Annotated in this window: 23 protein-coding genes; all 23 read left to right on the forward strand. The window is 53.7% G+C overall.

From position 1 onward, the window contains the following. Positions 1–163: 163 nt before the first annotated feature. Positions 164–1,048 carry an MSHA biogenesis protein MshI gene (locus tag CX650_RS15680; RefSeq protein ID WP_101054712.1) on the forward strand — a complete coding sequence of 295 codons (885 nt, stop codon included), beginning with the start codon at positions 164–166 and terminating at the stop codon, positions 1,046–1,048. Next, the gene (locus CX650_RS15685; protein ID WP_101054715.1) at positions 1,045–1,644 is read left to right on the forward strand and encodes a PilN domain-containing protein; all 600 of its coding nucleotides are present in this window, start codon (positions 1,045–1,047) and stop codon (positions 1,642–1,644) included. Before CX650_RS15680 ends, CX650_RS15685 begins: the two co-directional genes overlap by 4 nt. Further along, positions 1,641–2,300 carry a type II secretion system protein GspM gene (locus CX650_RS15690; protein WP_101096358.1) on the forward strand — a complete coding sequence of 220 codons (660 nt, stop codon included), beginning with the start codon at positions 1,641–1,643 and terminating at the stop codon, positions 2,298–2,300. The genes CX650_RS15685 and CX650_RS15690 overlap by 4 nt, the downstream gene beginning before the upstream one ends. 13 nt (positions 2,301–2,313) lie before the next feature. Beyond that, a complete protein-coding gene (locus CX650_RS15695; protein WP_157823054.1) occupies positions 2,314–2,607 on the forward strand; it encodes an MSHA biogenesis protein MshK in 294 nt (97 codons plus the stop codon). Next, positions 2,607–4,337, forward strand: coding sequence for a pilus (MSHA type) biogenesis protein MshL (mshL, locus tag CX650_RS15700; protein WP_229800111.1), 1,731 nt, complete (start codon positions 2,607–2,609; stop codon positions 4,335–4,337). The genes CX650_RS15695 and mshL overlap by 1 nt, the downstream gene beginning before the upstream one ends. Before the next feature lie 8 nt (positions 4,338–4,345). After that, positions 4,346–5,257, forward strand: a complete 912-nt coding sequence (locus CX650_RS15705; protein ID WP_101096360.1) for an ExeA family protein — start codon at positions 4,346–4,348, stop codon at positions 5,255–5,257. Then, a complete protein-coding gene (locus tag CX650_RS15710) occupies positions 5,254–6,612 on the forward strand; it encodes a tetratricopeptide repeat protein (RefSeq protein WP_101096361.1) in 1,359 nt (452 codons plus the stop codon). The genes CX650_RS15705 and CX650_RS15710 overlap by 4 nt, the downstream gene beginning before the upstream one ends. Next, positions 6,609–8,363 carry a GspE/PulE family protein gene (locus CX650_RS15715; RefSeq protein WP_101054731.1) on the forward strand — a complete coding sequence of 585 codons (1,755 nt, stop codon included), beginning with the start codon at positions 6,609–6,611 and terminating at the stop codon, positions 8,361–8,363. The genes CX650_RS15710 and CX650_RS15715 overlap by 4 nt, the downstream gene beginning before the upstream one ends. 2 nt (positions 8,364–8,365) lie before the next feature. Continuing rightward, positions 8,366–9,586: a type II secretion system F family protein gene (locus tag CX650_RS15720; protein ID WP_101096362.1), complete on the forward strand. Its 1,221-nt coding sequence runs from the start codon at positions 8,366–8,368 to the stop codon at positions 9,584–9,586. Continuing rightward, positions 9,586–10,080, forward strand: coding sequence for an MSHA biogenesis protein MshF (locus CX650_RS15725; protein WP_101096363.1), 495 nt, complete (start codon positions 9,586–9,588; stop codon positions 10,078–10,080). Before CX650_RS15720 ends, CX650_RS15725 begins: the two co-directional genes overlap by 1 nt. Positions 10,081–10,144: 64 nt before the next feature. Then, positions 10,145–10,747 carry a pilus assembly FimT family protein gene (locus tag CX650_RS15730; protein WP_039034083.1) on the forward strand — a complete coding sequence of 201 codons (603 nt, stop codon included), beginning with the start codon at positions 10,145–10,147 and terminating at the stop codon, positions 10,745–10,747. A gap of 34 nt (positions 10,748–10,781) precedes the next feature. After that, positions 10,782–11,288 (forward strand): prepilin-type N-terminal cleavage/methylation domain-containing protein, encoded by a 507-nt coding sequence (locus tag CX650_RS15735; protein WP_101096364.1) that lies wholly within the window; start codon positions 10,782–10,784, stop codon positions 11,286–11,288. A gap of 15 nt (positions 11,289–11,303) precedes the next feature. After that, the gene (locus CX650_RS15740; protein WP_025888270.1) at positions 11,304–11,819 is read left to right on the forward strand and encodes a type II secretion system protein; all 516 of its coding nucleotides are present in this window, start codon (positions 11,304–11,306) and stop codon (positions 11,817–11,819) included. A gap of 108 nt (positions 11,820–11,927) precedes the next feature. Continuing rightward, positions 11,928–12,395: a pilus assembly FimT family protein gene (locus tag CX650_RS15745; protein ID WP_101054739.1), complete on the forward strand. Its 468-nt coding sequence runs from the start codon at positions 11,928–11,930 to the stop codon at positions 12,393–12,395. Continuing rightward, positions 12,385–12,885, forward strand: coding sequence for a type IV pilus modification PilV family protein (locus tag CX650_RS15750; protein WP_039034087.1), 501 nt, complete (start codon positions 12,385–12,387; stop codon positions 12,883–12,885). Before CX650_RS15745 ends, CX650_RS15750 begins: the two co-directional genes overlap by 11 nt. Then, entirely contained in the window at positions 12,885–13,721 is an 837-nt protein-coding gene (locus CX650_RS15755) for a PilW family protein (RefSeq protein ID WP_101096365.1), read from the forward strand. Before CX650_RS15750 ends, CX650_RS15755 begins: the two co-directional genes overlap by 1 nt. After that, positions 13,711–14,184 carry an MSHA biogenesis protein MshP gene (locus CX650_RS15760; RefSeq protein WP_101096366.1) on the forward strand — a complete coding sequence of 158 codons (474 nt, stop codon included), beginning with the start codon at positions 13,711–13,713 and terminating at the stop codon, positions 14,182–14,184. Before CX650_RS15755 ends, CX650_RS15760 begins: the two co-directional genes overlap by 11 nt. Before the next feature lie 451 nt (positions 14,185–14,635). Continuing rightward, positions 14,636–17,896, forward strand: a complete 3,261-nt coding sequence (locus tag CX650_RS15765) for a DUF6701 domain-containing protein (protein WP_157823056.1) — start codon at positions 14,636–14,638, stop codon at positions 17,894–17,896. Positions 17,897–18,016: 120 nt separating this feature from the next. After that, on the forward strand, positions 18,017–19,459 hold the full coding sequence (locus tag CX650_RS15770) for an inorganic phosphate transporter (protein WP_101096368.1): 1,443 nt from the start codon (positions 18,017–18,019) through the stop codon (positions 19,457–19,459). 208 nt (positions 19,460–19,667) lie between these two features. Further along, the gene (locus CX650_RS15775; RefSeq protein WP_025011854.1) at positions 19,668–20,717 is read left to right on the forward strand and encodes a rod shape-determining protein; all 1,050 of its coding nucleotides are present in this window, start codon (positions 19,668–19,670) and stop codon (positions 20,715–20,717) included. Between the two features lie 129 nt (positions 20,718–20,846). Beyond that, complete coding sequence (mreC, locus tag CX650_RS15780) at positions 20,847–21,725, forward strand: rod shape-determining protein MreC (RefSeq protein ID WP_093983817.1); 879 nt, start codon at positions 20,847–20,849, stop codon at positions 21,723–21,725. Continuing rightward, entirely contained in the window at positions 21,722–22,210 is a 489-nt protein-coding gene (gene mreD / locus CX650_RS15785; protein WP_039034091.1) for a rod shape-determining protein MreD, read from the forward strand. Before mreC ends, mreD begins: the two co-directional genes overlap by 4 nt. Before the next feature lies 1 nt (position 22,211). Beyond that, on the forward strand, positions 22,212–22,814 hold the full coding sequence (locus CX650_RS15790; RefSeq protein ID WP_101096369.1) for a Maf family protein: 603 nt from the start codon (positions 22,212–22,214) through the stop codon (positions 22,812–22,814). Positions 22,815–22,891: the final 77 nt, after the last annotated feature.

The raw sequence follows: 22,891 nt of genomic DNA on the forward strand, positions 1-22,891 counted from the left end.
CTTTAGGGCAGCTCTCAGTTTAATAATATTTGCCTATAAAATGAATTGATTAGTGTTTAGAATGAACATGCCAAAATATTGACTTAACTTTAAATTGGCAGCAAGTTCATAACCTTATGGGTACGATAAACGCTGCCGTTTTCACAGGGACTCAGGGTTTCTTATGACGAACAAGTCATTCATCAGTCGTCTTTTCAACTTTGGCGCGCCTCAATCCGGTAGCAATACCGGGGTGTTCCTCGCGGCCAATCACGCCTGGGTCTTTCGCCCGGAAAATGACGATCAAAGAGCCCTTTGTCACTGCTATCCACTGCACAAAGATGATTGGAACTCACTGTTTTCCTCGGTTTATGCCGATTTTGGCCCTTCAAAATTACAATTGACTTTAGGTTTTGGTCGCTATCAGCTTTTGAGTGCCGACCGGCCCAAGGTTGAAGCCGATGAGATGGCTCAGGCATTGGTGTGGGCGGTCAAGGATATGGTCAGCACGCCGCCAACCGATATCCATTTGGATTACTTTGAATCGCCGATTAAAAGCAGTGACAAACTCAATGTTGTCGTCTGTTCCCACAGTCGCTTGTCTGCCTTGGCCCAGGAAATCGATAAGGCCGGTATGCAGTTGGTGGGGATCAGCATCGAAGAGTTACTGCCCACTAACCTCTTTAACCAAGACCCTTTAGCCAGGCTGGTGATAAGCCAAGTGCCTGGACAGGAGTTATTACTCACTGTGGTACGCGAGGGTGAGCTCTATATGCAGCGGCGTATCCGCGGATTTGCCGAATTGCATCAGACCGATGCCGAATCCTTGGGGTTCGGCGTTGCCGATACCCTTAGCCTGGAGATCCAGCGCTCGATGGACTTTTTTGAAAGTCAGCTTCGGCAAGCGCCGGTGGCCTCGATTGACATTATGGTTCAGGGGCAAACCTATGCCTTGGCGCAACTTGTGTCCCGTAATTTCAACCAGCAGGTGCGTCCGGTAGATGGCATGGATGTCGGCATGAAAATGGCTGAACTCAGCTATCAGGAACTTGAGCGGGGGAGTAAATGAGCAAGACCCGGGTCAATCTCTATTCGCCTTCTCTCTTGCCCCCCAGGTTAAGGCTCAGTTTCGCCCGTTTGTTGGCTATTGCAGGTGTGCTCTTGTTACTGGGGCTTTCGCTTATCGGCTTGGGATGGTGGCAGCAAACGCAAGTGTCCAGGCAGTTGCTTGAGGTCGAGTCGCAGCGCCAGGCCTTGGAGAGCGAAAAACAACAACTGGAAGCCGAATTGGCCAAGCGTCGCCCTAGTGCCGAGCTGGTCGTTGAGCTGGAGCGCCGTACTCAGGAGCGGGAGCTCAAGGGGTTACTGCTGACCGAACTTGGGCAGCGGGAGCGCATGACCTCCAAGGGCTTTGCGCCTGTGCTGCAGGAGTTGGCTCAAGTGTCCGATGGCAGTGTGTGGCTGAGTCGCATCAAGCTGGAAGAAGGCAAATTGGCGTTTGAAGGTTTCGGCCAATATCCGCAGAGTCTGCCGCGTTGGATAGACAAGCTCAAACAAACAGAGAGTCTGAGAGGGCGCTCGTTTGCTTCCATGACCATGGCTCGGGAGCCAGGCCAGCCATTGGCCTTCGTTCTGACCAGTGAAGCCCTGGAGGTGAAGAAATGAATTTCCTTCGGCGTCTGGGCCAAGCCTTTGATGGTTTGAGTCAAAGAGAAAGAGGCATGGTGGCGGGAGTCAGCCTGTTGTTGCTGCTATTGCTGCTGTATCTGCCGCTGGAGTCTTTCTGGCTGGAGCGCCAGAGCAATCTGCAACGGCTGCATGCTGGCCAGAGTAGCATCAAGCTCAGCCAGCAACAGCTGGCGCTCTATCGTCAACGCCTGGCGGAAGATCCGGATACGGCGCTCAAGGCAAATTTGGCGCAAGTGAATCGTGATATCGCTGCGCTGGATCAACAGCTGGACAGCCAGATGGTTGACATGGTGCCCGCCAGTTATATGCCGTCATTGCTTACCGCCTTGCTGGAACGGGTGCAGGGAATACAGTTGACCGGCTTCAAGTCTGTCGCCCCAACCCCTTTGCTGGTGGTAGGCAAAGCCGATGAGCAGCAGATGAATCTTTATAGCCACGGCATAGTGCTGGAGCTGGAAGGTGACTATTTCGCCGTGCTCAAGTTTGTACAGGCGGTGGAAAAGATGCCGGACAAGCTTTATTGGAAGCGCCTGGATTACAGGGTGTCTGAGTATCCCAAGGCCAGTGTGCAACTTGAGTTATACACGCTCAGCATTAATGAGGACTTTATCAGTGTGGCATCATCTAGCTAAGAGCTTAATCTTATTGGCGCTACTCTGTAGCCAGGATCTCGTTGCCGCCAGTTTGCGGGACCCCACCATGCCGGCGCAGGGGCTGAACGCTCCGGCCAAGGAGCCGGGCGGGCAGGGCTTGGTACTGAGCAGTCTGCTCAATGGACCTCAGGGCAGGCGGGCCGTGATCAATAACCAAATTTACCGCCAGGGAGACAGGATTCAAGGTGTGGTGCTAAGCCGTATCGATCAGGGCAGTGTTTTGCTGGCCGATGGCCGCCGACTCTATCTGTTTCAAGCGATTACCGAGCGCAAGGAAAAACATTAATGAAAACCAGACTCGCCTGTATGCTGCCGTTGTTGGCTTTGGGCCTGGCGGCCTGCCAAACCACGGATAGGCCCAACCCAGCCGCTTCCAAAGAGGCGTTACGCGACTCTTTGGCACAGCAAAATGCCAAGGCGGTGGTGCCGCCTCCGGCCAGCTTGCCTCCCGGTGTGCAGCAGGAGTTGAATGCCGATGGTCTTTTGGCCGGGCTGGCGGCACCTATGCAGACAGAGCGGCGTTTTGATGTCTCGGCCAATGATGTCGATGCCAGAGTGTTTTTTCCGAGTTTGGTGGAAGGCACTCCCTTCAGTGTGGCTGTGCATCCACAAGTGAGCGGCAATATCTCTTTATCGCTCAAGGGCGTAACTCTGAGTGAAGCCTTGCAGGTAGTGCAGGATATTTACGGTTATGAGATCAGCCGGGAAGGACGAGTCTTGAGGGTCTATCCCGCTGGCCTTAGAACCGAGACTTTCCCGGTCAATTACCTCTATATGGAGCGTATCGGTCTGTCGCTGACCTCGGTCAGCTCGGGAAGGATCTCTGACAACAATAACAACAACGGCAATAGCAATCAGAACAATAATGGCCTGAACAACAATAACAACAGTGGTTTTGGCAATAACAACAATAACAATAGCAACAACCAGAACAGCAATAACACCAACGGCACCTTTATCAGTTCCCGCACCAAGACAGATTTCTGGGGCGAGCTGCAAAAGACCCTGGAATCAATTCTGGGCAACAGTGGCGATGGCCGCTCCGTGGTGGTCACTCCCCAGGCCGGCTTGGTAACCGTCAGAGCCAATCCGGATGAGTTACGGCAAATTCGCAGTTTCCTTTCCACCGCCGAGAGCCATCTGCAGCGGCAGGTTATTCTGGAAGCCAAGATCCTCGAAGTGACCCTCTCCGATGGTTATCAGCAGGGGATCCAATGGGATAGGTTAGCCTCTGATGGAGGGAGTGCAGATAACAATTGGGATGGAATCACCGGCAGTTATGATCGCAGAGGTCATAAAGCTGAGGTGGGTTTCGGTACTTCTGGAGGAACGTTTGCCGATTCGATCTCAAATGTGATCGGTGGTGTAACTTCGTTGAAAATTACGGGTACGGATTTTTCGGCTTTGATCACTCTGCTCGATACCCAAGGCGATGTCGATGTGCTCTCAAGCCCCAGAGTGACAGCGTCCAACAACCAGAAGGCGGTGATCAAAGTTGGCCGTGACGAATACTTTGTCACGGATGTTTCCTCTACCACAGTGGCCAGCACTACGCCTGTGACCTCTCCTGAGGTGGAGTTGACGCCCTTCTTCTCGGGAATCGCTCTGGATGTGACGCCCCAAATAGACAAAGACGGCAGTGTCTTGCTGCATGTACATCCTTCAGTCACGGATGTCAAAGAGCAGAACAAGAGTATCAAGATAAGTGACTCTTCGTTGGATCTGCCCTTGGCCCAGAGTGAAATCCGTGAGTCCGACACTGTCATCAAGGCGCTTTCCGGTGATGTGGTGGTGATTGGCGGCCTGATGAAGAGCGAGAATACCGAAGTGGTATCCAAGGTGCCGCTACTGGGCGATATTCCCTTTATCGGTGAAGCCTTTACCAACCGCAGTAAGTTAAAGCGCAAGACAGAGCTGGTGATTTTGCTCAAGCCGACCGTGGTAGTTGATGGCACCTGGCAAAAAGAACTGCAACGTTCCCAGAGCTTGCTCGACCGCTGGTATCCACAGGAATAACCGCTTCTATGTATCTGCAGCACTTTGGCATGCAGAGCATGCCTTTTGCCCTGACCCCCAACACAGGATTCTTCCTGGGGTTGGCTCCCCATGTGGAGGCCTTGCAAGTATTGCAGGTGGCGCTGCAAACCGGTGAAGGTTTTATCAAGGTCACCGGCGAGGTGGGAACCGGCAAAACTTTGCTGTGCCGCAAACTGCTCAACGAGTTACCGCAGCAGTTTCGCTGCGCCTGGTTGCCTAATCCTTATCTGACCCCGGCAGAACTCAGGCTGGCGATTGCCGAGGAGCTGGGGATTGCCGTGAGTGATATTAAAGATCAGCAGCAACTCAGTGGTCTTATTCAGCAGCAACTGCTGGCGCTCAGTGCCCAAGGGCTTAATATTGTTTTGCTGCTTGATGAAGCCCAAGCTCTGCCGGATGAGAGTCTTGAAGCTTTGCGGCTGTTGACCAATCTGGAAACCGAGAGCCGCAAGTTGCTGCAGGTGGTGATCTTCGGCCAGCCCGAGCTTGATGCGCGCTTGGCGCAGCAAGAGTTTCGACAGTTACGCCAGAGGATTACCTTCAGCTATCGCTTGCGGTCGCTGACCCAGGACGAAGTCTATGCCTATCTGCGCCACAGATTGGCAGTGGCCGGTTATCAGGGGCCGGCGTTGTTCAGCGCCGCAGACAGTAAGCGTATTGCCATCGCCGCCAGAGGGATCCCCAGATTGGTGAATATTTTGGCGCACAAGGCGCTGCTGCTCTGTTTCGGTGAAGGTAAACAGCAAGTAACATCCACTCATATCAAAGGCGCCATCAAGGATACCGAAGATACTTCCCGTACTTCCAACTGGCGCTGGCTTTGGTCGACTCTAGCGCTGCTCCTTGCTTCAGTCGGCGCCTCGATCGGGATTTATGCCATGAGGGGAACTGGACTATGAGCGTGGTCAATCAGATGCTCAAGGACCTGGATAAACGCCAGCAGCCCCACAACTTAGCTCATGTGCCGGTGGGGCAGGCCAGTCACGCGGCGGCCACCCCCTGGTGGTTGCTGCTGGGTGGCACACTGCTCGGCATCTCTTTGTTGGCGCTGGGGTTATGGTTGGGGGGTTATCTGGAAAGTAACAACCCAAGCTCATCCCAAACTCAAAACTTTAGTGGTGACCGAGCAGAGCCATCGCAGACTGTGCCGTATGAGCCTGGGCCCACGGGCCGAAATCGGCCACAGCCGAGGGCAGTCTCAAGTGCTGCCGATGGCAGTGATAGATTAAATTTGAATCCTGAGGCGCAGATCTCGGTGCTGCAACTTCCCAGCAAGAGCCTGGCTCCAAGTGAACAATCCAAAGCTCCTGATACGGGCTTGAATGCTCAAGGCTCAGCTTTTGAAACAAAAAGCTCTGAAACGAACGACTTTGAAACAAAAAGCCCGGAAATCTATGGCTCAGAAACGGGCAGCTTCAATTCGAGCCGTGCCGCCTCTGGGCAATTTGATACCAAGGCCGTTAGTGATATTCCGGCCGCCAAGGCAGAGCCGCTCGGACAGGAGGCTGGACAAGAGCCATCTCAGTCAGCACAAATAAAAACACCGGGTCGCAATGAAAAGTCAGGCTTGGAGCAGAAGCCCAGCTCCAATGAGAGTGGCCGGATAACCCAATCCAGATCAGCGGCTGCTAAACCAAGCCAGACGAAAATGAGCGTGACTCAGGTCTCTCTGACCCCGGCAGAGCTGTCGCAAAAGAAATTACAACAGGGACAACAGGCCAAGGAACTGGGACAGACAGACAAGGCAATGTCGGCCTATGCCGAAGCCTTGCGTTTGAATGATGCCAATCACAACGCCCGCCAGGAGCTGGCTGCGCTGTTTTATGGCCGTGGCGAGTTGGACAAGGCGGCAGTACTGCTGCGTCAAGGTGCCGAAAGTTATCCGCAGCAACCAGTGTTTTGGTTGTTGCTGGCCCGGGTGCAGAAGGCTCGCAGCGAGTTACCTCTGGCTCTTGCCAGTTTGCAACAGATAGCCGATGGCAGCGAGCTTGGGCGCGAGAAATGGCTGCTGCAGGCGGAACTTGGCCAAAGTCTCAAGGATTGGCCCTTGGTACAACAAAGTTATCTTAGCTTGATCCAGCAGGATGCCTCTCAGGGGCGCTGGTGGTTGGGGCTAGCCTATGCCCAGGATGCGAGTGGCGATTATGATGCCGCCAAGGCCAGTTACCAGGAAGCACTCAAGCGCCAGGGCTTGTCCTCGGATGCCCGTGACTACATAGAAAACCGACTCGTCCAGTTAGGAGGCCGCCAGTGAAACCCAAGTTGAAAATGCGCCTCGGTGATCTCCTGGTACAGGAGCAGATTATCAGCGAGGTGCAGCTGCAAAACGCGCTGTCACAACAAAAACAAACCGGCCGCAAGCTGGGACGCACCCTGATAGACATGGACTTTATCAGCGAGGAGCAGCTGCTGCAGTTTCTCTCGCATCAGTTGAATATTCCCTTTATCGATATCAGCAAGCGCCCCATTCCTGCCGAGGTGGTCAACCTCTTGTCTGAAGTGCAGGCGCGGCGTTTTCGAGCTTTGGTGATTGAGGCCGATAGCGATTCCGTGCTGGTGGCCATGAGCGATCCTGCCGATCTGCAGGCGCTGGATGAATTGGATGTGCTGTTGGCGCCAAGACGCCTGAAACTGGCGGTGGTGAAGGAACAGCAGCTGTTCGATGCTTTTGACAACCTCTATCGCCGCACCGGCCACATTGCCCAGATGGCCGGTAAGTTGGAGGAGGAATACGCCGCCGATGATCAGTTCGATCTCGCCAGTTTGACTGAAGGAGACAGCGACAACGAGACCACAGTGGTTAAGCTGTTGCAGTCGATTTTCGAGGATGCGGTGCAGATCCGCGCCTCGGACATTCACATTGAACCCGGTGACAAGTCGCTCAGGATCCGCCAGCGGGTGGATGGTCTGTTGCAGGAAAACGTGCTCAAAGAGGTCAATATCGCCGCGGCGCTGGTGCTCAGGCTTAAGCTGATGGCCGGCTTGGATATCTCGGAAAAACGTTTGCCCCAGGATGGCCGTTTTCATATTGAAATCAAAGGCCATCAGATAGATGTGCGTATGTCTACCATGCCCATCTATCACGGTGAGTCTGTGGTGATGCGGCTGTTGGATCAATCGGCAGGGCTCTTGACCCTGAATGAAACCGGGATGCCACCTCATATTCTTGAGCGGGTACGGCGGCAGATAAAACGCCCCCACGGCATGTTGTTGGTCACAGGCCCTACAGGTTCGGGTAAGACCACTACACTTTACGGCATTCTCAGTGAACTGAACAAGGCTGAGAGCAAGATCATTACTGTGGAAGATCCGGTGGAATACCAACTGCCGCGGATCAACCAGGTGCAGGTCAATCACAAGATAGGCCTGGATTTTTCCAATGTACTGCGCACCACCTTGCGCCAGGATCCCGACATCATAATGGTGGGGGAGATGCGGGATCAGGAAACCGTCGAAATCGGCTTGCGCGGCGCCCTGACAGGTCACTTCGTGCTCTCGACCCTGCACACCAATGACGCCATTACCAGCGCCCTGCGTTTGCTTGATATGGGGGCGGCCAGTTATTTGGTGGCCAGTGCCCTCAGGGTCATTATCGCCCAGCGCCTGGTGCGGCGGGTGTGTAAGAACTGCGCCACAGATTATCAACTCACGCCGCAGGACAGGGTCTGGCTCCAGAGCATCAGCAAGCGCGACTTTTCCGATGCCAGGTTTAGAGTGGGCACTGGGTGTCAGAGCTGTTCCGGCACCGGCTATCGTGGCCGGATTGGGGTATTTGAGATCCTCGAACTGGATGAAGCCATGATAGAGGCGATGCGCAGCGGTAATCCCCATGAGTTTGCCCGCGCCGCTTACGCCAGCGAGCAGTTTACCCCGCTGGCTGAATCGGCATTGGCGTATTTGCATTCTGGCCTGACAACCATAGAAGAGGTCGCCAAGTTGGTGGAAGATGTCTCTGAAGCTCAGGTGCCGTTGGCGGCCGAGATGATGGCTAGGGATGAGGTCTGATTATGCCGCTTTATGCCTATCGGGGCCGGGATGCCGGTGGTGAACAGGTAAAAGGGCAGTTGGATGCCGCCTCTGAAAGTGCGGCAGCCGATCAACTGCTGGCCAGAGCCGTGATCCCGCTGGAACTCAATGAGGTCAAAGCGGGCCGGGATCTTAGCCTCAAGGGCCTACTGAAACGCAGAGTCAGCCTGGATGAACTGCAGATCTTTACCCGGCAGATGTATTCCCTGACCCGCTCCGGCATTCCTATTCTGCGAGCCATTGCCGGGCTGGCGGAAACCACCCATTCAAAGCGGATGAAAGAGGCGTTGCAGGATGTCTCAGAGCAGTTGACCGCCGGGCGGCCGCTGTCGTCGGCGATGAACCACCATCCGGACGTGTTCGACGCCTTGTTCGTCTCCATGGTGCATGTGGGAGAAAACACCGGCAAACTGGAAGATGCCTTTTTGCAGTTGTCCGGTTATATCGAGCGGGAGCAGGAAACCCGCAGACGGATCAAATCTGCCATGCGTTACCCCATGTTTGTTCTGTTGGCGGTGGTGCTGGCACTGGTGATCCTCAATATTATGGTGATCCCCAAGTTCGCCGAAATGTTTTCCCGCTTCGATGCCGAATTACCCTGGGCGACCCGGTTGCTTATCGGTACCTCCAACCTGTTTGTCAATTATTGGTCCTTGATGCTGGTGGCGCTGGTGGTAACTGTACTCGGGGTGAGTTATTGGCACAAAACCGAGCAGGGGGAAAAGCAGTGGGATCGTTGGAAACTGCATATTCCGGCGGTGGGTTCCATCATAGAGCGCTCGACCCTGGCTCGTTATTGCCGTAGTTTCGCCATGATGTTGAGCGCCGGGGTGCCCATGACTCAGGCGCTCAGCTTGGTGGCCGACGCCGTGGATAACAGTTATATGCACGACAGAATCGTCAACATGCGCCGCGGGGTCGAAGCGGGGGAATCTATGCTGAGGGTTTCCAATCAGAGTCAGTTGTTTACGCCTCTGGTGTTGCAGATGGTGGCGGTTGGGGAGGAAACCGGCCGCATAGATCAGCTACTCAATGATGCCGCCGATTTTTATGAGGGTGAGGTAGATTATGACCTCAAGAACCTCACCGCCAGGCTGGAACCTATTTTGATCGGCATAGTGGCAGTTGTTGTGTTAATCCTGGCCCTGGGTATTTATCTGCCTATGTGGGACATGCTCAATGTGGTCAAGGGAGGCGGCTGATGCCAAGCCAGCATCAGGCTGAGGAAGATCTGCTGCGAACCTTTGCCAGTATGGCGGCGCTGTTGATTCTGTTGATTATTTTGGCGGTGTTGGGAATGCGTTATTTTTCTGCTGTGGACAAGGTATCGGCCAGAGGGCTGCAGCTTGAACACCATAGGATGTTGAATGTGATAGCTATGGTGAGATCCCAGTGGTTGCGTTTGGGGCGCCCTGAACAGATGCAACTGGATTGGCAAACATTGGATCACGAGGTGCAGCCTAGTCCATTGGCAATGAATCCGGCCGGTTGGCCACAGGCACCCAGCCGGGATGACAAAGGCTGCGAGGTGCTTTGGCAGCAGCTTCTGGGAGGTATACCGGATAAGGGGGTGATTCAAGCTCAGTTTATCAACCGGGATCAAAGTTGCCGTTATCTGAGCCCTGCCGGTGACAGTTTGAGCTATCAGTTGGACACTGGAAGGGTCATTTTTTTGACGTCAAATACAGATTATTGACTAAATGGTTTTTTATCTTAACGGAGCTGCTAATATCCATGGCGAACAGGTGGAGGAAACCTAGATGAAACGACAGATGCAAGGCTTCTCGTTAATCGAGTTGGTGATAGTAATAGTTATCCTGGGCCTGCTGGCCGCAACAGCTATTCCGCGTTTTTTGAATGTGACAGATGATGCCGAGGATGCCAGCCTCGAAGGCGTGACGGGTGGCCTGGCTACGGCGGTGAGTTTTGTACGCTCCCAATGGGAGGTTGATGGTCGCCGTAATACGTCAGTGCTCCTCGATGGTATTTCCGTGTCTTTGGACACCCGTTTCGGTTATCCAACCGGCACTGGCAATACTTCGGCTACTTCCATGGATGATGCCAGTTGCCAGCAAGTGTTTAATACTGTGCTACAGAGCGCGCCCAAAAATGTGCTTTATACCGCTGATGCCAGAGAACAACGTTATACCGTCAGAGCCCTGGATGGTGCAGGTGTAAGTGCTACAGCCATTGACGGTACTTTAATAACCGGGCTGGATCTCTGTGTTTACCATCAGGTGGCATCATTGGCACTGAACCAAAGTTCAGGCGTGGCAACACCGGCGCCGGATCTCAACACCACAGGCGCCAAGGGTATTACCTATAACCCGGGAACCGGTCAGGTCTTGAGTTTCAGCAACTGATTGAATTGTATTTTTTGAACCAAAGGAAAGCGCTATGCGAAAACAACAAGGTTTCACCTTGATAGAATTGGTGGTGGTGATCATCATTCTCGGTATTTTAGCTGTGGTAGCAGCGCCCAAGTTTATCAATCTGCAATCCGATGCCAGAGCATCCACTCTCCAGGGAATGAAGGCGGCACTTCAGGGGGCCAATGCCATGGTGTATTCCAAGGCAGCTATTCAAGGCAAAGAGGGGGCTACGACAGCTTCAATCATCCTTGATGATAAAGGTAATGCTGATGCCAGTGATGACATCAGTGCTAACGTTGCGTTTGGTTATATTCAGCAGAATCAAGCAGATTTGGCTGCAATTCTGGATATTGACTCAGCAGAGTGGACCATTATTGGAGCACCTTCAGTTGAGACGACACTGGAAGGTGCGGCGATTATTCATCCAACAGACCTGACACCTTCTGATACTGCTAAATGTTGGGTGGAATATCTCCAATCCTCAGCAAAAGGTGCTTTGCCCAGCTACCATGTTGAAACATCAGGCTGTTAATCCAGAGGACTAAAAATGAATAAACAACAAGGTTTTACGCTAATTGAATTAGTGGTGGTGATTATCATTTTGGGGATCTTGGCAGTCACCGCAGCGCCTAAGTTTTTGAATCTACAGTCTGATGCCAGAGCTTCAACGATTAAAGGTTTGGAGGCTGCTATCAAAGGGGCTGATACCTTGGTTAACTCCAAATCCTTGATTGCCGGCAATGAAAAAGTTGCTTCGGATGCTTCTTCTGCTCCGAGTGTAATTGTGGATGCAGGGAACTCAGTGTTGTTGAACTATGGGCACGCACTTCCTCAATGGGCTGACTCTTTAGCCAATGCATTGGATATCAATGCTTCTGATAAAGGTACCTCAAGCGAATGGCTTTATGTTGAAGATTCTCAAGCCAAAACGATTTACTTTTATCCCCAGGGAAGTAACAGCCCCAAGGCCGCGAATGAACCTGGAACTTGCTATGTTGAGTACATCAACAATCTTACCTCATATGGGCCAATTACTGTGAATGCCGTTACTACAGGCTGCTGATAGCTTGTAGCTGAAAAGGCCTGCCAAGCAGGCCTTTTTTACGTCAGGATTCAAACTATTGAGCTTATTTGCCATACTTGAGCGGGGATAGCGTTGGCGGGAAATCATATGGCTGCGACCAAGGGCACAGGCGCCCGGGGATTCACTCTGGTGGAGCTGGTAGTGACTATCATGTTGCTGGCCATACTTTCTGTTGTGGTGCTGCCCAAATTGGTATCTTCCAGTAGTTACAGTGCCTGGACGCTGCGACAGGAATTGATTGCCGAGCTGCAAAAGACCCAGATGTTGGCACTCAATAATCCCGACCGCTGTTATCGACTCACTATCAGCAGCGGCGCTTATCAACTCAGCCACTTGACCCAGGATTGCGCGACCCTTATCCGCAGTAATAGCGCCGAAAGCTTGCCGCGTAATACCCGGATACTGCTTCAAAGTAACGGCGCTGACAGTTTTCAGATCCAGTTTGATGCTTTGGGCCGCACCAACCTTGCCTGCAATGGCGCCTGCCTCTCAGTGGTCGCCGATGAAACCCTGACTATCGCCATAGAGTCCGAGGGCTATATCCATGAGGGCTAAAGCGCGGGGATTCACCCTGATAGAGCTGGTGATCGGCATGTTGGTGCTCGGTATCGCCCTGGTGCTGCTGACCAGCGTGCTGTTTCCCCAAAGCGATCATGCGGCGCAGACCCTGCATAGAGTGCGCAGCGCCGAGTTGGCTCAGGCTGTGATCAATGAAATCTGGGGCAAGCGTTATGATGAACATAGCGGCGTAAATGGTGGCCTGCCCGCCTGTAACGGTTTGGGCGGTGTCACTTGTACCCGGGTTAGCGATTATGGCCCGGATGGTGAGAGTCGGGATCAATTTGACGATATTGACGATTACCACGGTCTTAACGAGCAGAGCCTGATGCTTAATTCCAGCCTGAGTTACCTGAGTCTCTATCCGGGGTACAGTCTCAGCGTCCAGGTATCCCAGTATCAAGCCAACAGCAAGCTGGTGACTGTCACGGTAACTACCCCTGCGGGCGAAGCTATCCGTTACGACGTGCTGAGGAGTAATTTCTGATGCGCTGCAGGCAGGGTAAGAGATTCATAAAGATCAAAGGACAAGGTTTCGCCAAGGGCTTTACCTTGGTGGAGTTGGTCACTGTGATCCTTATCCTGGGGATTCTGGTGGTGGGGGTCAGCAGCTTTATTATCTTTGGTACCCGCATATTTGTGGATTCTACTGCCGTCGACAGAGTGCTGGGCAGCAGTCGTTTCGTGATGGAACGCCTGAGCCGGGAGCTGCGTAATGCCGTGCCTTCCAGTCTCAGGTTGCAGTCCAGTTCTCAGCTGCAGTGTTTGGAGTTTCTGCCCATCAGTGCCAGCGGCAGCTATCTGTCATTGCCACTGGCGCCGGATGTCCAGGCGGACAATGCCACAGCATTTGCACCGGCAACGGCGGTTTCGGCCGGTGAACAATTGCTGGTGTATCCGCTGACCAATGCGGAGGTTTATGGCAGTGGCAGCAACAAGCGTCACGCTATAGAGAAGGTCACTACCAACGGCTCACTGCTGACCTTGCAGTTTGCCGCTGCGGTTAATTTTGCCGAAGCCTCGCCGGCGAAGCGCTTTTATGTGGCCGGGCAACCTGTCAGCTACTGCTTTTCTTCCGTGGATGGCAGCATTCGCCGTTATAGCCACTATGGTTATCATGCCGGCCAACCTCTGCCCGATACCATGGGCACTGGAGCCTTGATGGCCGAAGGCTTGAGTAATGATATGGCCACCAACCCGGCGGTGCGTTTGTTGCCTGCGACTTTGGTTAACAACGCCATAGTACAGTTGCAGCCGCAGTTTGCTGTTGTCGGCGAGCAGTTTCAGTATCAACATCAAGTGCAGGTGATCAATGTTCCTTAGTCGAAATTATCACTGTTATGCGCAAAAGCATCAGGGCGGCAGCGCCTTGGTGATAGCCATCTTTGTAATATTGGTGATGTCGCTGTTGGCGGTGACTCTGTTGCGGGTTGGCGGCGACGCCGACGAGGGCGTCAACCTGGAAGTCTGGGGCTTAAGGGCGCTCAATGCTGCCAACAGCGGCGCCGATGCGGCCCTGGCCAGGCTGTTCCCCTTAAGCGGCGGCACTGCCGGTTGCGCCGCCGTGGGTTCAAGTTGGACGGTGCCGGACGTGACCGGGTTTCATGGCTGTAATGTCCAGCTCAGTTGCGAGACCTTAAGCCAGGACTCCATCCCGGGCAGTGCCAAGTTGTATCGTATCCGCAGCAAGGCGGTATGCGAGAGCGGCAGTTGTGGTGTGGGCGCGGCTGATGACAGTCAATGTCTGAGAGTGAGCCGGGTTGTGGAGGTGGAAGCCCGTGAATAGATACTTGTTGTGGGTTATCACCTTATGTTGCTCTTTTCAGGCAATGGCCTTTGAGGTTATTGATAATATTGAAATTTTCCCAGCAGTGGTGCAAGGGCATCATGGTAATAACAATCGGAATTGTAATGCGCAGGGTACTTCATCTCTAACCTTATATAACAATGCTAAAATCAATGGAACCCAAGGGATGGCATTGAAGTATTGCTCAATAAATAACGGGTCACCTACGGATGCGTGTGATGATGGTAACGGTGGGCGAATGCAATGCCAGATTGCCAGTTCTAGTGTTGGTGGCTTCAACCTTAATGCCAACGAAAATCGATTTAAGACGAGTACCAGTTGGAGCTCGATTTCTGATTGTGCAACCCTGACCCAGCAAAGTGCCGTGCAAAATATGTGGGGAAGGCTGTCAATCTACAGTGGTTGTGTGGGCACGTTCTCTAATGCGAATATGGAATATCGTTTCCGTTCAATGGAGCTTGGTAACAATACCAGGTTAATGTTGGCACAGGGAGATTATTGGCTGGAAACCTTGCAGCTTAATAAGGGCGCCCAGTTGGATGTGCAAGGTAACAGCCGCATTTTTATCTCTAATAATGCAGAATTAAATGGTGCGACTATTAACGTGGCTTCGGGTGGGCAATTGACCATAGTGGCCTACAATGACCTGACATTGAATAGCGATAGTACAGTTAACGGTTATGTATACGCCGATGGTACGGTGACCTTAAATAATAAAGCGGTGGTGAATGGTAGGGTAACCAGTCGCCATTTGGTAATGAATAGTGATACTCAAGTTAACGAAGTCATAGTGGATCCTCCACCGCAGGAACTGCATTGTTTCAAAGATTATTTTAATTCGGCTTCTCTATCGGCAGATGATTGGGCCATCAAGGTGCTGGGCAATTCAGTGCCGCCCAGCATAGTGGGTGGGCGTCTGCGTTTGACTCCTGCCCGGGGCAATCAGGCAACCTCCAGTACCTATCAGCGCTTGTTTCCGGCCGAAGGCAACCTGGTAACAGTTGAATTTGATTATTACGCTTGGTCGCCCCGGCGTGGCACCGGCGGTGATGGGGTGGCGGTGATCCTTTCTGATGCGGCTGTGACGCCGCAGCCGGGCAGTTTTGGTGGCGCCTTGGGTTATGCCCAGCGTAATGATGGTACCCCGGGTTTTGCCGGAGGCTGGTTGGGGGTGGCACTGGATGAATACGGAAATTTTTCCAACCCTACAGAAGGGCGTGTCGGAGGCCTGGGGGAGATTCGACAATCTGTTTCTATTCGTGGTTCAGAGGCGGGTTCTTATCGTTACTTGAAGGGGACGAAAGATTCTATCAGTCCCGGTATTGATGTTCGAGGCTCTCAGTCTCCTGCGCCGGGGCACAAGTATAAGATTACTGTAGATTCCCGCCAGGCCAACATGGCCATGGTGTCTGTTGAGCGAGATACAGGTGCCGGTTACCAAACTCTGGTGAGCCCTTTCAATGCCCGTAACTTTCCTGGACAAAGCCGTGTGCCGACAGATTTTTACCTGTCGCTTACCGGCTCTACCGGTGATGCTAACAACAACCATGAGATAGACAATTTCCAGGTTTGTGCCCTGGAGTCAAAACCCGTGGGCGAGCAGGTGCATCATTTTGAGTTTGATTACAGCAGTGCGCCTTTTACCTGTCGCGCCGAACCCATCACCTTGAGGGCCTGTAAAAATGCCAGCTGCTCAGAACTCTTCACAGGTACTGTCACCGCCAATCTGAGCCCGAATCCTGTCAGTAACGGCCGTTGGTTGCCGGCAAGTTCGGTGACTTTCAATGGCGGCAGTACCCAAATTCAACTGCAAAAGTTTGATCAAACGCCGCTGACACTGGGAGTTTCCTCCTCGACTCCGGCCACCCGCCCCGGCAGTGATACCCTGTGCCGAAGTGGCAGCGGTCCCTTGAGCACGGCCGCCTGTCGCCTGAGTTTTGCCGAGAGTGGTTTCATCTTTGATGTGGCAGATAAGCTGGCCAACAAGCCAGAGACGGGAGTGCTTGTTAAGGCGATAAAGTCAGATGGCACAGCCCAGTGTGTACCGGCCTTTGCCAGTACCAACAAGACGCTTTCGTTCTGGAGTGAGGCGCTGTCGGCAGTCGTCGGTTCACCCAAGGTGCAACTGAAACCGACAGGCGCCCTGAGCTGGCAGGATATAGGCAGCAGTCAAGCTGCCGCCACGCCGCTGACCCTGGCCTTCGACAGTCAAGGTCAAAGCCGAATCGATATCAATTATGCCGATGCCGGTCGGGTCGAGTTAAACACCCTCTATAGAGGAACGACCAGCGAAGGGGATGCCGGGCTGGTGATGCACGGCGCCGATGATTTTGTCAGCTTCCCGTTGGGATTCTGTGTCGAGGTCGAGCAATACTGCCAGGCCGCGGATGCCTCCTCTGCGCCTTTTCGGCGGGCGCAGGAAAATTTCCCACTTAGCATCAGCGCCAAAGCCTGGGCGGATAATGGTAATGCCGATCTCTGTAAAAACCTCACCACACCTTCCTATCAACAGGCAGGTCTCTCTTTATGGCATAAGCTGATTGCACCGGCTTCAGGTCAACCCGGTGAACTGCAACTGCAGCAGTATGATCATCTGCGCCAGCAAACGCCTGAGAATAACCGGCTCGCTCAGGCGGTCAGTGAGGTTGGGGTGTTTGAATTCGGCGTTACAGCGCCCTTGCCCTACGAGGGCAGTGTGGCCTTCCCGAGTTTGGTGGGCAGCGCTTATTGGCAGGGACCTAGCGGCAAAACCATAATGCCAGTCGGGCGTTTTGTGCCGGCCTTTTTCCGAGTCGATGAAGCCAGTTTGCTGCCGGCCTGTAATGGTTTCAGTTATATGGATCAGCCATTTGAAGTCAGTTATAAAGTCAGCGCCTTGGCACTGGATAGGCAAGTGACCCAAAATTATGTCGGTGATTTTGCCAAGGCTTACAGCCGTTATCAGGCAGCCAATCAATTCGACGGAGTGGCGTTGGACAGCCGGGTTTCGGGGGGCGAGATCACTTCAGATACCTGGGTGAATGGCCTGGCTGAGTTCCAGGGGCAACTCAAGTTTGCCCGCAAGGGGCCATTGCAGGCAGATGGGCCTTTCCCGCTTTTGGATATAGGCCTGGAAATTCAGGATCCGGACAAGATTGCCAAGCTGCAGGACAGCAATATGCAAAGCGATTTCAGTGGTGACTGCTCAGTGGCAGGCAGCTGCAGCGCCGTACGTCTTGGTAGCCAAAAGATGCGTCATGGGCGTTTGCTGTTGGACAATACCTTTGGCCCGGAAACCCAAATCTTGAGCATGGCGGCGAGGACAGAGTATTGGGATGGCAGTGGCTGGCGTTTGAACGAACTGGATAACTGCAGTGTGTTTAACACGCCGCTTGAATATCAACAGGATCAACTCACCCTGGGTTACCGCTATGAACCTGCGCTCAGTGCCGGGCAGAATATTAGCCGCTTCGCCGGCGGCGGCAACACAGTGACAGCCTTTGGCGGCGAGTTTGAACTCTTGTGGCGTGCGCTTGGAAGCTCCGGCTATCGCGGTAAGGTGACGGCGCCGCTCAAGACGCCTGAATGGTTGCAGTGGTACTGGAATTGGAATGGCCTCAATGACGGCACACTGAGCGACCCCAGAGCCAGTGCCTTCTTTGGCCGTTATCGCGGCAACGACAGGATCATAAGCTGGCGTGAAGTTAACTGAAGCCAAATAACCACAGTGTGAAGCAACTCACTAAAGCGCCAAGATGTAGATAATTTAACTTTGTCTTCAACTCACATTGAGCATAATCGACAGCCTCTGCTGTATTTGGCTGAATAAATTATGTTGGAAGCGCTTGCGGGTTTGGGGTGGATCTGGTCTTTGGGGCTGATCCTGGCTGTACTTTTTGTGTTGGCATACGAGTTTATCAATGGCTTCCACGACACCGCCAATGCGGTAGCCACTGTGATTTATACCAATGCCATGCCGGCCAGAGGCGCGGTATTGGCTTCGGCGCTGTTCAACTTTGCCGGGGTGTTGCTTGGGGGGCTCGGTGTGGCTTACGCCATAGTGCATCTGCTGCCGGTCGGGCTCTTGCTGGACATGGACTCCTCCCAAGGCCTGTTGCTGGTGTTCTCCCTGCTGTTCTCGGCCATCGTCTGGAACTTGGGTACCTGGTTCTTCGGTATTCCCGCCTCCAGCTCCCACACTCTGATAGGCTCCATCATGGGGGTCGGTGGTGCCTATGCCTGGCTCAACGGTCAATCGCCGCTGGATGGAGTCAATACCGGCAAGGCGATAGATATCATGCTCTCCTTGCTCTTGTCTCCAACCCTGGGCTTTATTCTGGCGGCGATTTTGTTGTTGGTGATGAAGCGTATCTGGCGTAAGCCCAAGCTACATCGCACTCCGGCAGAGCAGATGGCGGTCAATGGCAAGAAGCACCCGCCATTCTGGGCCCGGATTACCTTGATAGCCTCGGCCATGGGGGTCAGTTTCGCCCATGGCTCCAACGATGGTCAGAAGGGCATAGGTCTGGTGATGTTGGTGCTTATCTGCATGGCGCCGGGTTATTTTGCCCTGGACTTGAACAGCCGGAGTTTCGATATGGATAAGGCTCAGGATGCCAACCGGCGCATCATGGCCCTGTATGATCGCAACCCGCAGCTGGTGGCTAATCTGGGTGAGCACGCTGCCGACAGTCGCTGTCAGGACTCGGCCATCGCTTCGATGCAAAGCCTGGATAGGCTCCTTGAGCAAGGGAATACGGTTAAACAGCTGACTCAGGAACAGCGCCGGCAAGCCAGGCAGCTGATCCTTTGTATCGATGACAGCACCCGCAAATTGGCCAAGCAGCCATTGCCCGCTGCAGAAGTCAGTCAGTTAAAACATTGGCGTGGTCAGCTTAACGCCATTACCGAATATGCGCCGCTATGGGTCATAGTGGCCGTTGCCCTGGCTTTGGGTTGCGGCACCATGGTGGGCTGGCGCCGGATTGTGCACACGGTTGGCGAGAAAATTGGTAACGGTGGCATGACCTACAGTCAGGGGATAGCCGCGCAGTTGACCGCCGCCGGTTCTATCGGTATCGCCAGTATGACAGGCATGCCGGTATCTACCACCCATATCCTGTCTTCGGCCGTGGCCGGCACCATGGTGGCCAATGGCTCCGGAGTACAGAAAAACACTATTAAACAAATTCTGTTGACTTGGGTACTGACACTGCCTATGACCATAGTTTTGTCGGCCGGGCTCTTTATGTTGGTGCAAACCTTTTTTGCTTAATAAGCACACAAATCATGTCAAGGGATTGGCATGATCCAAGCTTTTGGCAACTTTATCTCAGCGCATTGCGACAGCTTTTACAGATATATGCCAAAAACCCTCACGGATTAGCGAATGTTAACCCCGCGAGTCTTGTGGAATGCCGGAGGCATTGATAAAGTTAGCTGATTTTCATTTCTTCTGACTCCACAGAATACAGGCTAGTTACATGTTCAAGAAGCTGCGTGGCATTTTTTCTAACGATCTGTCGATCGATTTGGGTACAGCTAACACTCTCATTTATGTTCGTGAAGAAGGCATTGTATTGAATGAGCCTTCCGTGGTCGCCATCCGTGGCGAACGAAGCAGCTCTGGGCAGAAATCCGTGGCCGCAGTCGGTACTGAGGCGAAGCAGATGCTGGGACGTACCCCCGGCAATATTCAGGCCATCCGCCCAATGAAAGATGGGGTTATCGCCGACTTCTATGTGACCGAGAAGATGCTGCAGCACTTTATCAAGCAAGTGCACAACAACAGCTTTTTCCGCCCAAGCCCTCGGGTACTCGTGTGTGTGCCTGTAGGTGCCACTCAGGTTGAACGCCGCGCGATCAAGGAGTCAGCGATGGGCGCCGGCGCCCGTGAGGTTTACCTGATTGAAGAGCCAATGGCGGCAGCCATAGGGGCCGGCTTGCCGGTTTCCGAAGCCACAGGCTCCATGGTAGTGGATATCGGTGGTGGTACCACTGAAGTGGCTATCATCTCGCTCAACGGCGTAGTTTACTCCTCTTCAGTGCGTATTGGTGGTGACAAGTTTGATGATGCCATCATCAACTATGTGCGCCGCAACTACGGCAGCCTGATTGGTGAAGCCACAGCCGAACGTATCAAGCACACAATCGGCACGGCCTATCCAGGCGATGAAGTACTGGAAATTGAAGTGCGCGGCCGTAATCTGGCCGAAGGGGTACCGAGAAGCTTTACCCTGAACAGTAATGAGATTCTCGAAGCGCTGCAAGAGCCGCTGTCGGGCATTGTCAGTGCCGTGATGGTAGCACTGGAGCAGTCGCCTCCAGAGTTGGCGTCCGACATCTCTGAGCGCGGTATGGTGCTCACAGGTGGTGGTGCCTTGCTGCGGGATCTGGACCGTCTGCTGATGCAGGAAACCGGGATCCCTGTGATGGTTGCCGAAGATCCGCTTACCTGTGTGGCCCGCGGCGGCGGTAAAGCACTGGAGATGATCGATATGCACGGCGGTGACCTGTTCTCAGAAGAAAACTAATACTTTCCAGCACAGGCGGTATCTTACCGCCTTAGCTTTTCTATGAAGCCTATTTTTGTTCGCGGTATTTCAAATCAGTTCAGGTTGACATTGGCAGTGGTCATGTCGGTGNACCGCCTTAGCTTTTCTATGAAGCCTATTTTTGTTCGCGGTATTTCAAATCAGTTCAGGTTGACATTGGCAGTGGTCATGTCGGTGATCCTGCTGGTTGCCAATGATCGTCTCGAACCTGCGAGACAGTCGCTGGCATCCTTACTGAGCCCTCTACAGTACCTGGCCAACGTGCCCGGTGAGCTGCTGGATTGGTCTGCCCAGAGTCTGGCGACCCGTGACATGCTGGAGCAGCAAAACAAAGAACTCTTGCGCCAGCAACTGCTGATGAGTGAAAGACTGCAGCGTTTTGAACACCTGCGCCAGGAAAACCAACGCCTGCGTGAACTGCTGGGCTCGCCGGTGCATATGGACTCGCGCAAAATGGTGGCCGAGGTGATGGAAGTGGCCAGCGACCCCTTCCATCATTATGTGGTGATCAACCACGGCAGTCGCAACGGCGTGTTTGTTGGTCAGCCGGTGGTGGATGCCCAGGGGGTTGTCGGCCAAGTGGTGCAGGTCAGCGAACTCACCGCCAGGGTGTTGTTGCTCTCAGACCCCAAACACGGCTTGCCGGTGCGCATTACCCGCAACGATGTGCGCCTGATAGCCAACGGCATAGGCGAACTCGATGAGATAGAACTCAGACACGTGGCCAAGAGTACCGACATCAAGGTCGGCGATTTGCTGGTGACTTCTGGGCTTGGCAACCGCTTCCCGGAAGGTTATCCGGTGGCGCGGGTGATTTCGGTTTCCCGGGACGATGGCCAGAGTTACCTCAAGGTCACGGCGCAGCCGCTGGCGGCGCTGGACCGAATCCGTTATCTGCTGCTTATCTGGCCTGAAGACCATCCCGGCGCCAAGCCTGAGTCACAAGAGCCGGCTGCAACCGATGCCGACAGTGGAGCCGAATCATGAGTCTGGAAAATGCCAATGGCCGTTTGGCGGTATGGCTGACCCTGTTGCTGGGTATGCTGCTGCAGATCATGCCTGTACCGGAAATGTTCAGCGCCTGGCGCCCAGATTGGCTGGTGCTGGTGATGATCTATTGGGCCGTGGCACTGCCCCACAGATACAATATTCTCACCGCCTGGGTGTTGGGGGTGCTGCTGGACATTCTCCTGGGGGCTACCCTGGGGATCCGCGCACTGGCCATTTCCCTGGTGATTTATGTGGTGGTACTGCACTTTCAGAAGCTGCGTAACTTCCCCATGTGGCAGCAGTCTTTGGTGATCGCCAGCCTGATCTGCTTCTATCATTTGATTATTTTCTGGGCCCAGTTTGTGGTTTCGGGGGCGCATTTCACCTTGGAGCTATTCCTGCCTTCCCTGTCTAGCCTGGCTATTTGGCCCTGGGTTTTCTGGATACTGCGCCGCATCAGGCGCCACTACAAGGTACGTTAATATGCCGCTGATTTTGGCCTCAGCCTCCCCCAGACGCCGCGAGCTTTTGGCGCAGCTGGCGCTGGGAAATCCGAACTTTGGTTTTGAGATCCTGCCCGCCGATATCGATGAGAGTCATCAAGCCGGGGAAACCCCGCAGCAGTTTGTCAGCCGTTTGGCCGAAGAGAAGGCGGCAGCGGGCTTAGCCCTGTGGCACGGGAACCCTGAACATCAGGAAGGGTCTGATACTCTAGTGCTGGGCTCAGATACTATAGTGGTATTGGGCGACAGAATTTTGGGTAAACCCGTGGACAAGGCCGATGCCTGCGCCATGCTCAAGAGCTTGAGTGGCCGCAGTCATCAGGTGATGACCGCCGTGGCCTTGACCGATGGCAAGCGCACTGAGACGGCTTTGGTGGTCACCCAAGTGTACTTCTGCGACTTGAGCGATGCCGATATTCAGGCCTATGTTGCTTCGGGCGAGCCCATGGATAAGGCGGGAGCCTATGGCATTCAGGGGTTGGGTGGCTGCTTTGTCGCCAAGATTGAAGGCAGTTATTCGGCGGTAGTGGGCCTGCCCATGGCTGAAACCCGGGCGCTGTTGCACAAGGTCGGGTGTTTGTAAGCTCGCTTACACAAACTGACGAATTTTTAGCAGCTTTAACGCCCGCCAGTCGATAAAATCAATGAATTAACATCCAA

Origin of the sequence: Shewanella indica (genome assembly GCF_002836975.1) — a bacterium.
Taxonomy (GTDB): domain Bacteria; phylum Pseudomonadota; class Gammaproteobacteria; order Enterobacterales; family Shewanellaceae; genus Shewanella; species Shewanella indica.

Bases quoted from the DNA above. Each gene is read 5' to 3' on its own strand.
- CX650_RS15765 (WP_157823056.1), top strand. From the start codon at position 14,636: ATGGAATATCGTTTCCGTTCAATGGAGCTTGGTAACAATACCAGGTTA.
- CX650_RS15790 (WP_101096369.1), top strand. From the start codon at position 22,212: ATGCCGCTGATTTTGGCCTCAGCCTCCCCCAGACGCCGCGAGCTTTTG.
- CX650_RS15730 (WP_039034083.1), top strand. From the start codon at position 10,145: ATGAAACGACAGATGCAAGGCTTCTCGTTAATCGAGTTGGTGATAGTA.
- CX650_RS15755 (WP_101096365.1), top strand. From the start codon at position 12,885: ATGCGCTGCAGGCAGGGTAAGAGATTCATAAAGATCAAAGGACAAGGT.
- CX650_RS15760 (WP_101096366.1), top strand. From the start codon at position 13,711: ATGTTCCTTAGTCGAAATTATCACTGTTATGCGCAAAAGCATCAGGGC.
- CX650_RS15710 (WP_101096361.1), top strand. From the start codon at position 5,254: ATGAGCGTGGTCAATCAGATGCTCAAGGACCTGGATAAACGCCAGCAG.
- CX650_RS15745 (WP_101054739.1), top strand. From the start codon at position 11,928: ATGGCTGCGACCAAGGGCACAGGCGCCCGGGGATTCACTCTGGTGGAG.
- mshL (WP_229800111.1), top strand. From the start codon at position 2,607: ATGAAAACCAGACTCGCCTGTATGCTGCCGTTGTTGGCTTTGGGCCTG.
- CX650_RS15685 (WP_101054715.1), top strand. From the start codon at position 1,045: ATGAGCAAGACCCGGGTCAATCTCTATTCGCCTTCTCTCTTGCCCCCC.
- mreC (WP_093983817.1), top strand. From the start codon at position 20,847: ATGAAGCCTATTTTTGTTCGCGGTATTTCAAATCAGTTCAGGTTGACA.
- CX650_RS15775 (WP_025011854.1), top strand. From the start codon at position 19,668: ATGTTCAAGAAGCTGCGTGGCATTTTTTCTAACGATCTGTCGATCGAT.
- CX650_RS15690 (WP_101096358.1), top strand. From the start codon at position 1,641: ATGAATTTCCTTCGGCGTCTGGGCCAAGCCTTTGATGGTTTGAGTCAA.
- CX650_RS15740 (WP_025888270.1), top strand. From the start codon at position 11,304: ATGAATAAACAACAAGGTTTTACGCTAATTGAATTAGTGGTGGTGATT.
- CX650_RS15705 (WP_101096360.1), top strand. From the start codon at position 4,346: ATGTATCTGCAGCACTTTGGCATGCAGAGCATGCCTTTTGCCCTGACC.
- CX650_RS15720 (WP_101096362.1), top strand. From the start codon at position 8,366: ATGCCGCTTTATGCCTATCGGGGCCGGGATGCCGGTGGTGAACAGGTA.
- mreD (WP_039034091.1), top strand. From the start codon at position 21,722: ATGAGTCTGGAAAATGCCAATGGCCGTTTGGCGGTATGGCTGACCCTG.
- CX650_RS15750 (WP_039034087.1), top strand. From the start codon at position 12,385: ATGAGGGCTAAAGCGCGGGGATTCACCCTGATAGAGCTGGTGATCGGC.
- CX650_RS15725 (WP_101096363.1), top strand. From the start codon at position 9,586: ATGCCAAGCCAGCATCAGGCTGAGGAAGATCTGCTGCGAACCTTTGCC.
- CX650_RS15735 (WP_101096364.1), top strand. From the start codon at position 10,782: ATGCGAAAACAACAAGGTTTCACCTTGATAGAATTGGTGGTGGTGATC.
- CX650_RS15770 (WP_101096368.1), top strand. From the start codon at position 18,017: ATGTTGGAAGCGCTTGCGGGTTTGGGGTGGATCTGGTCTTTGGGGCTG.
- CX650_RS15680 (WP_101054712.1), top strand. From the start codon at position 164: ATGACGAACAAGTCATTCATCAGTCGTCTTTTCAACTTTGGCGCGCCT.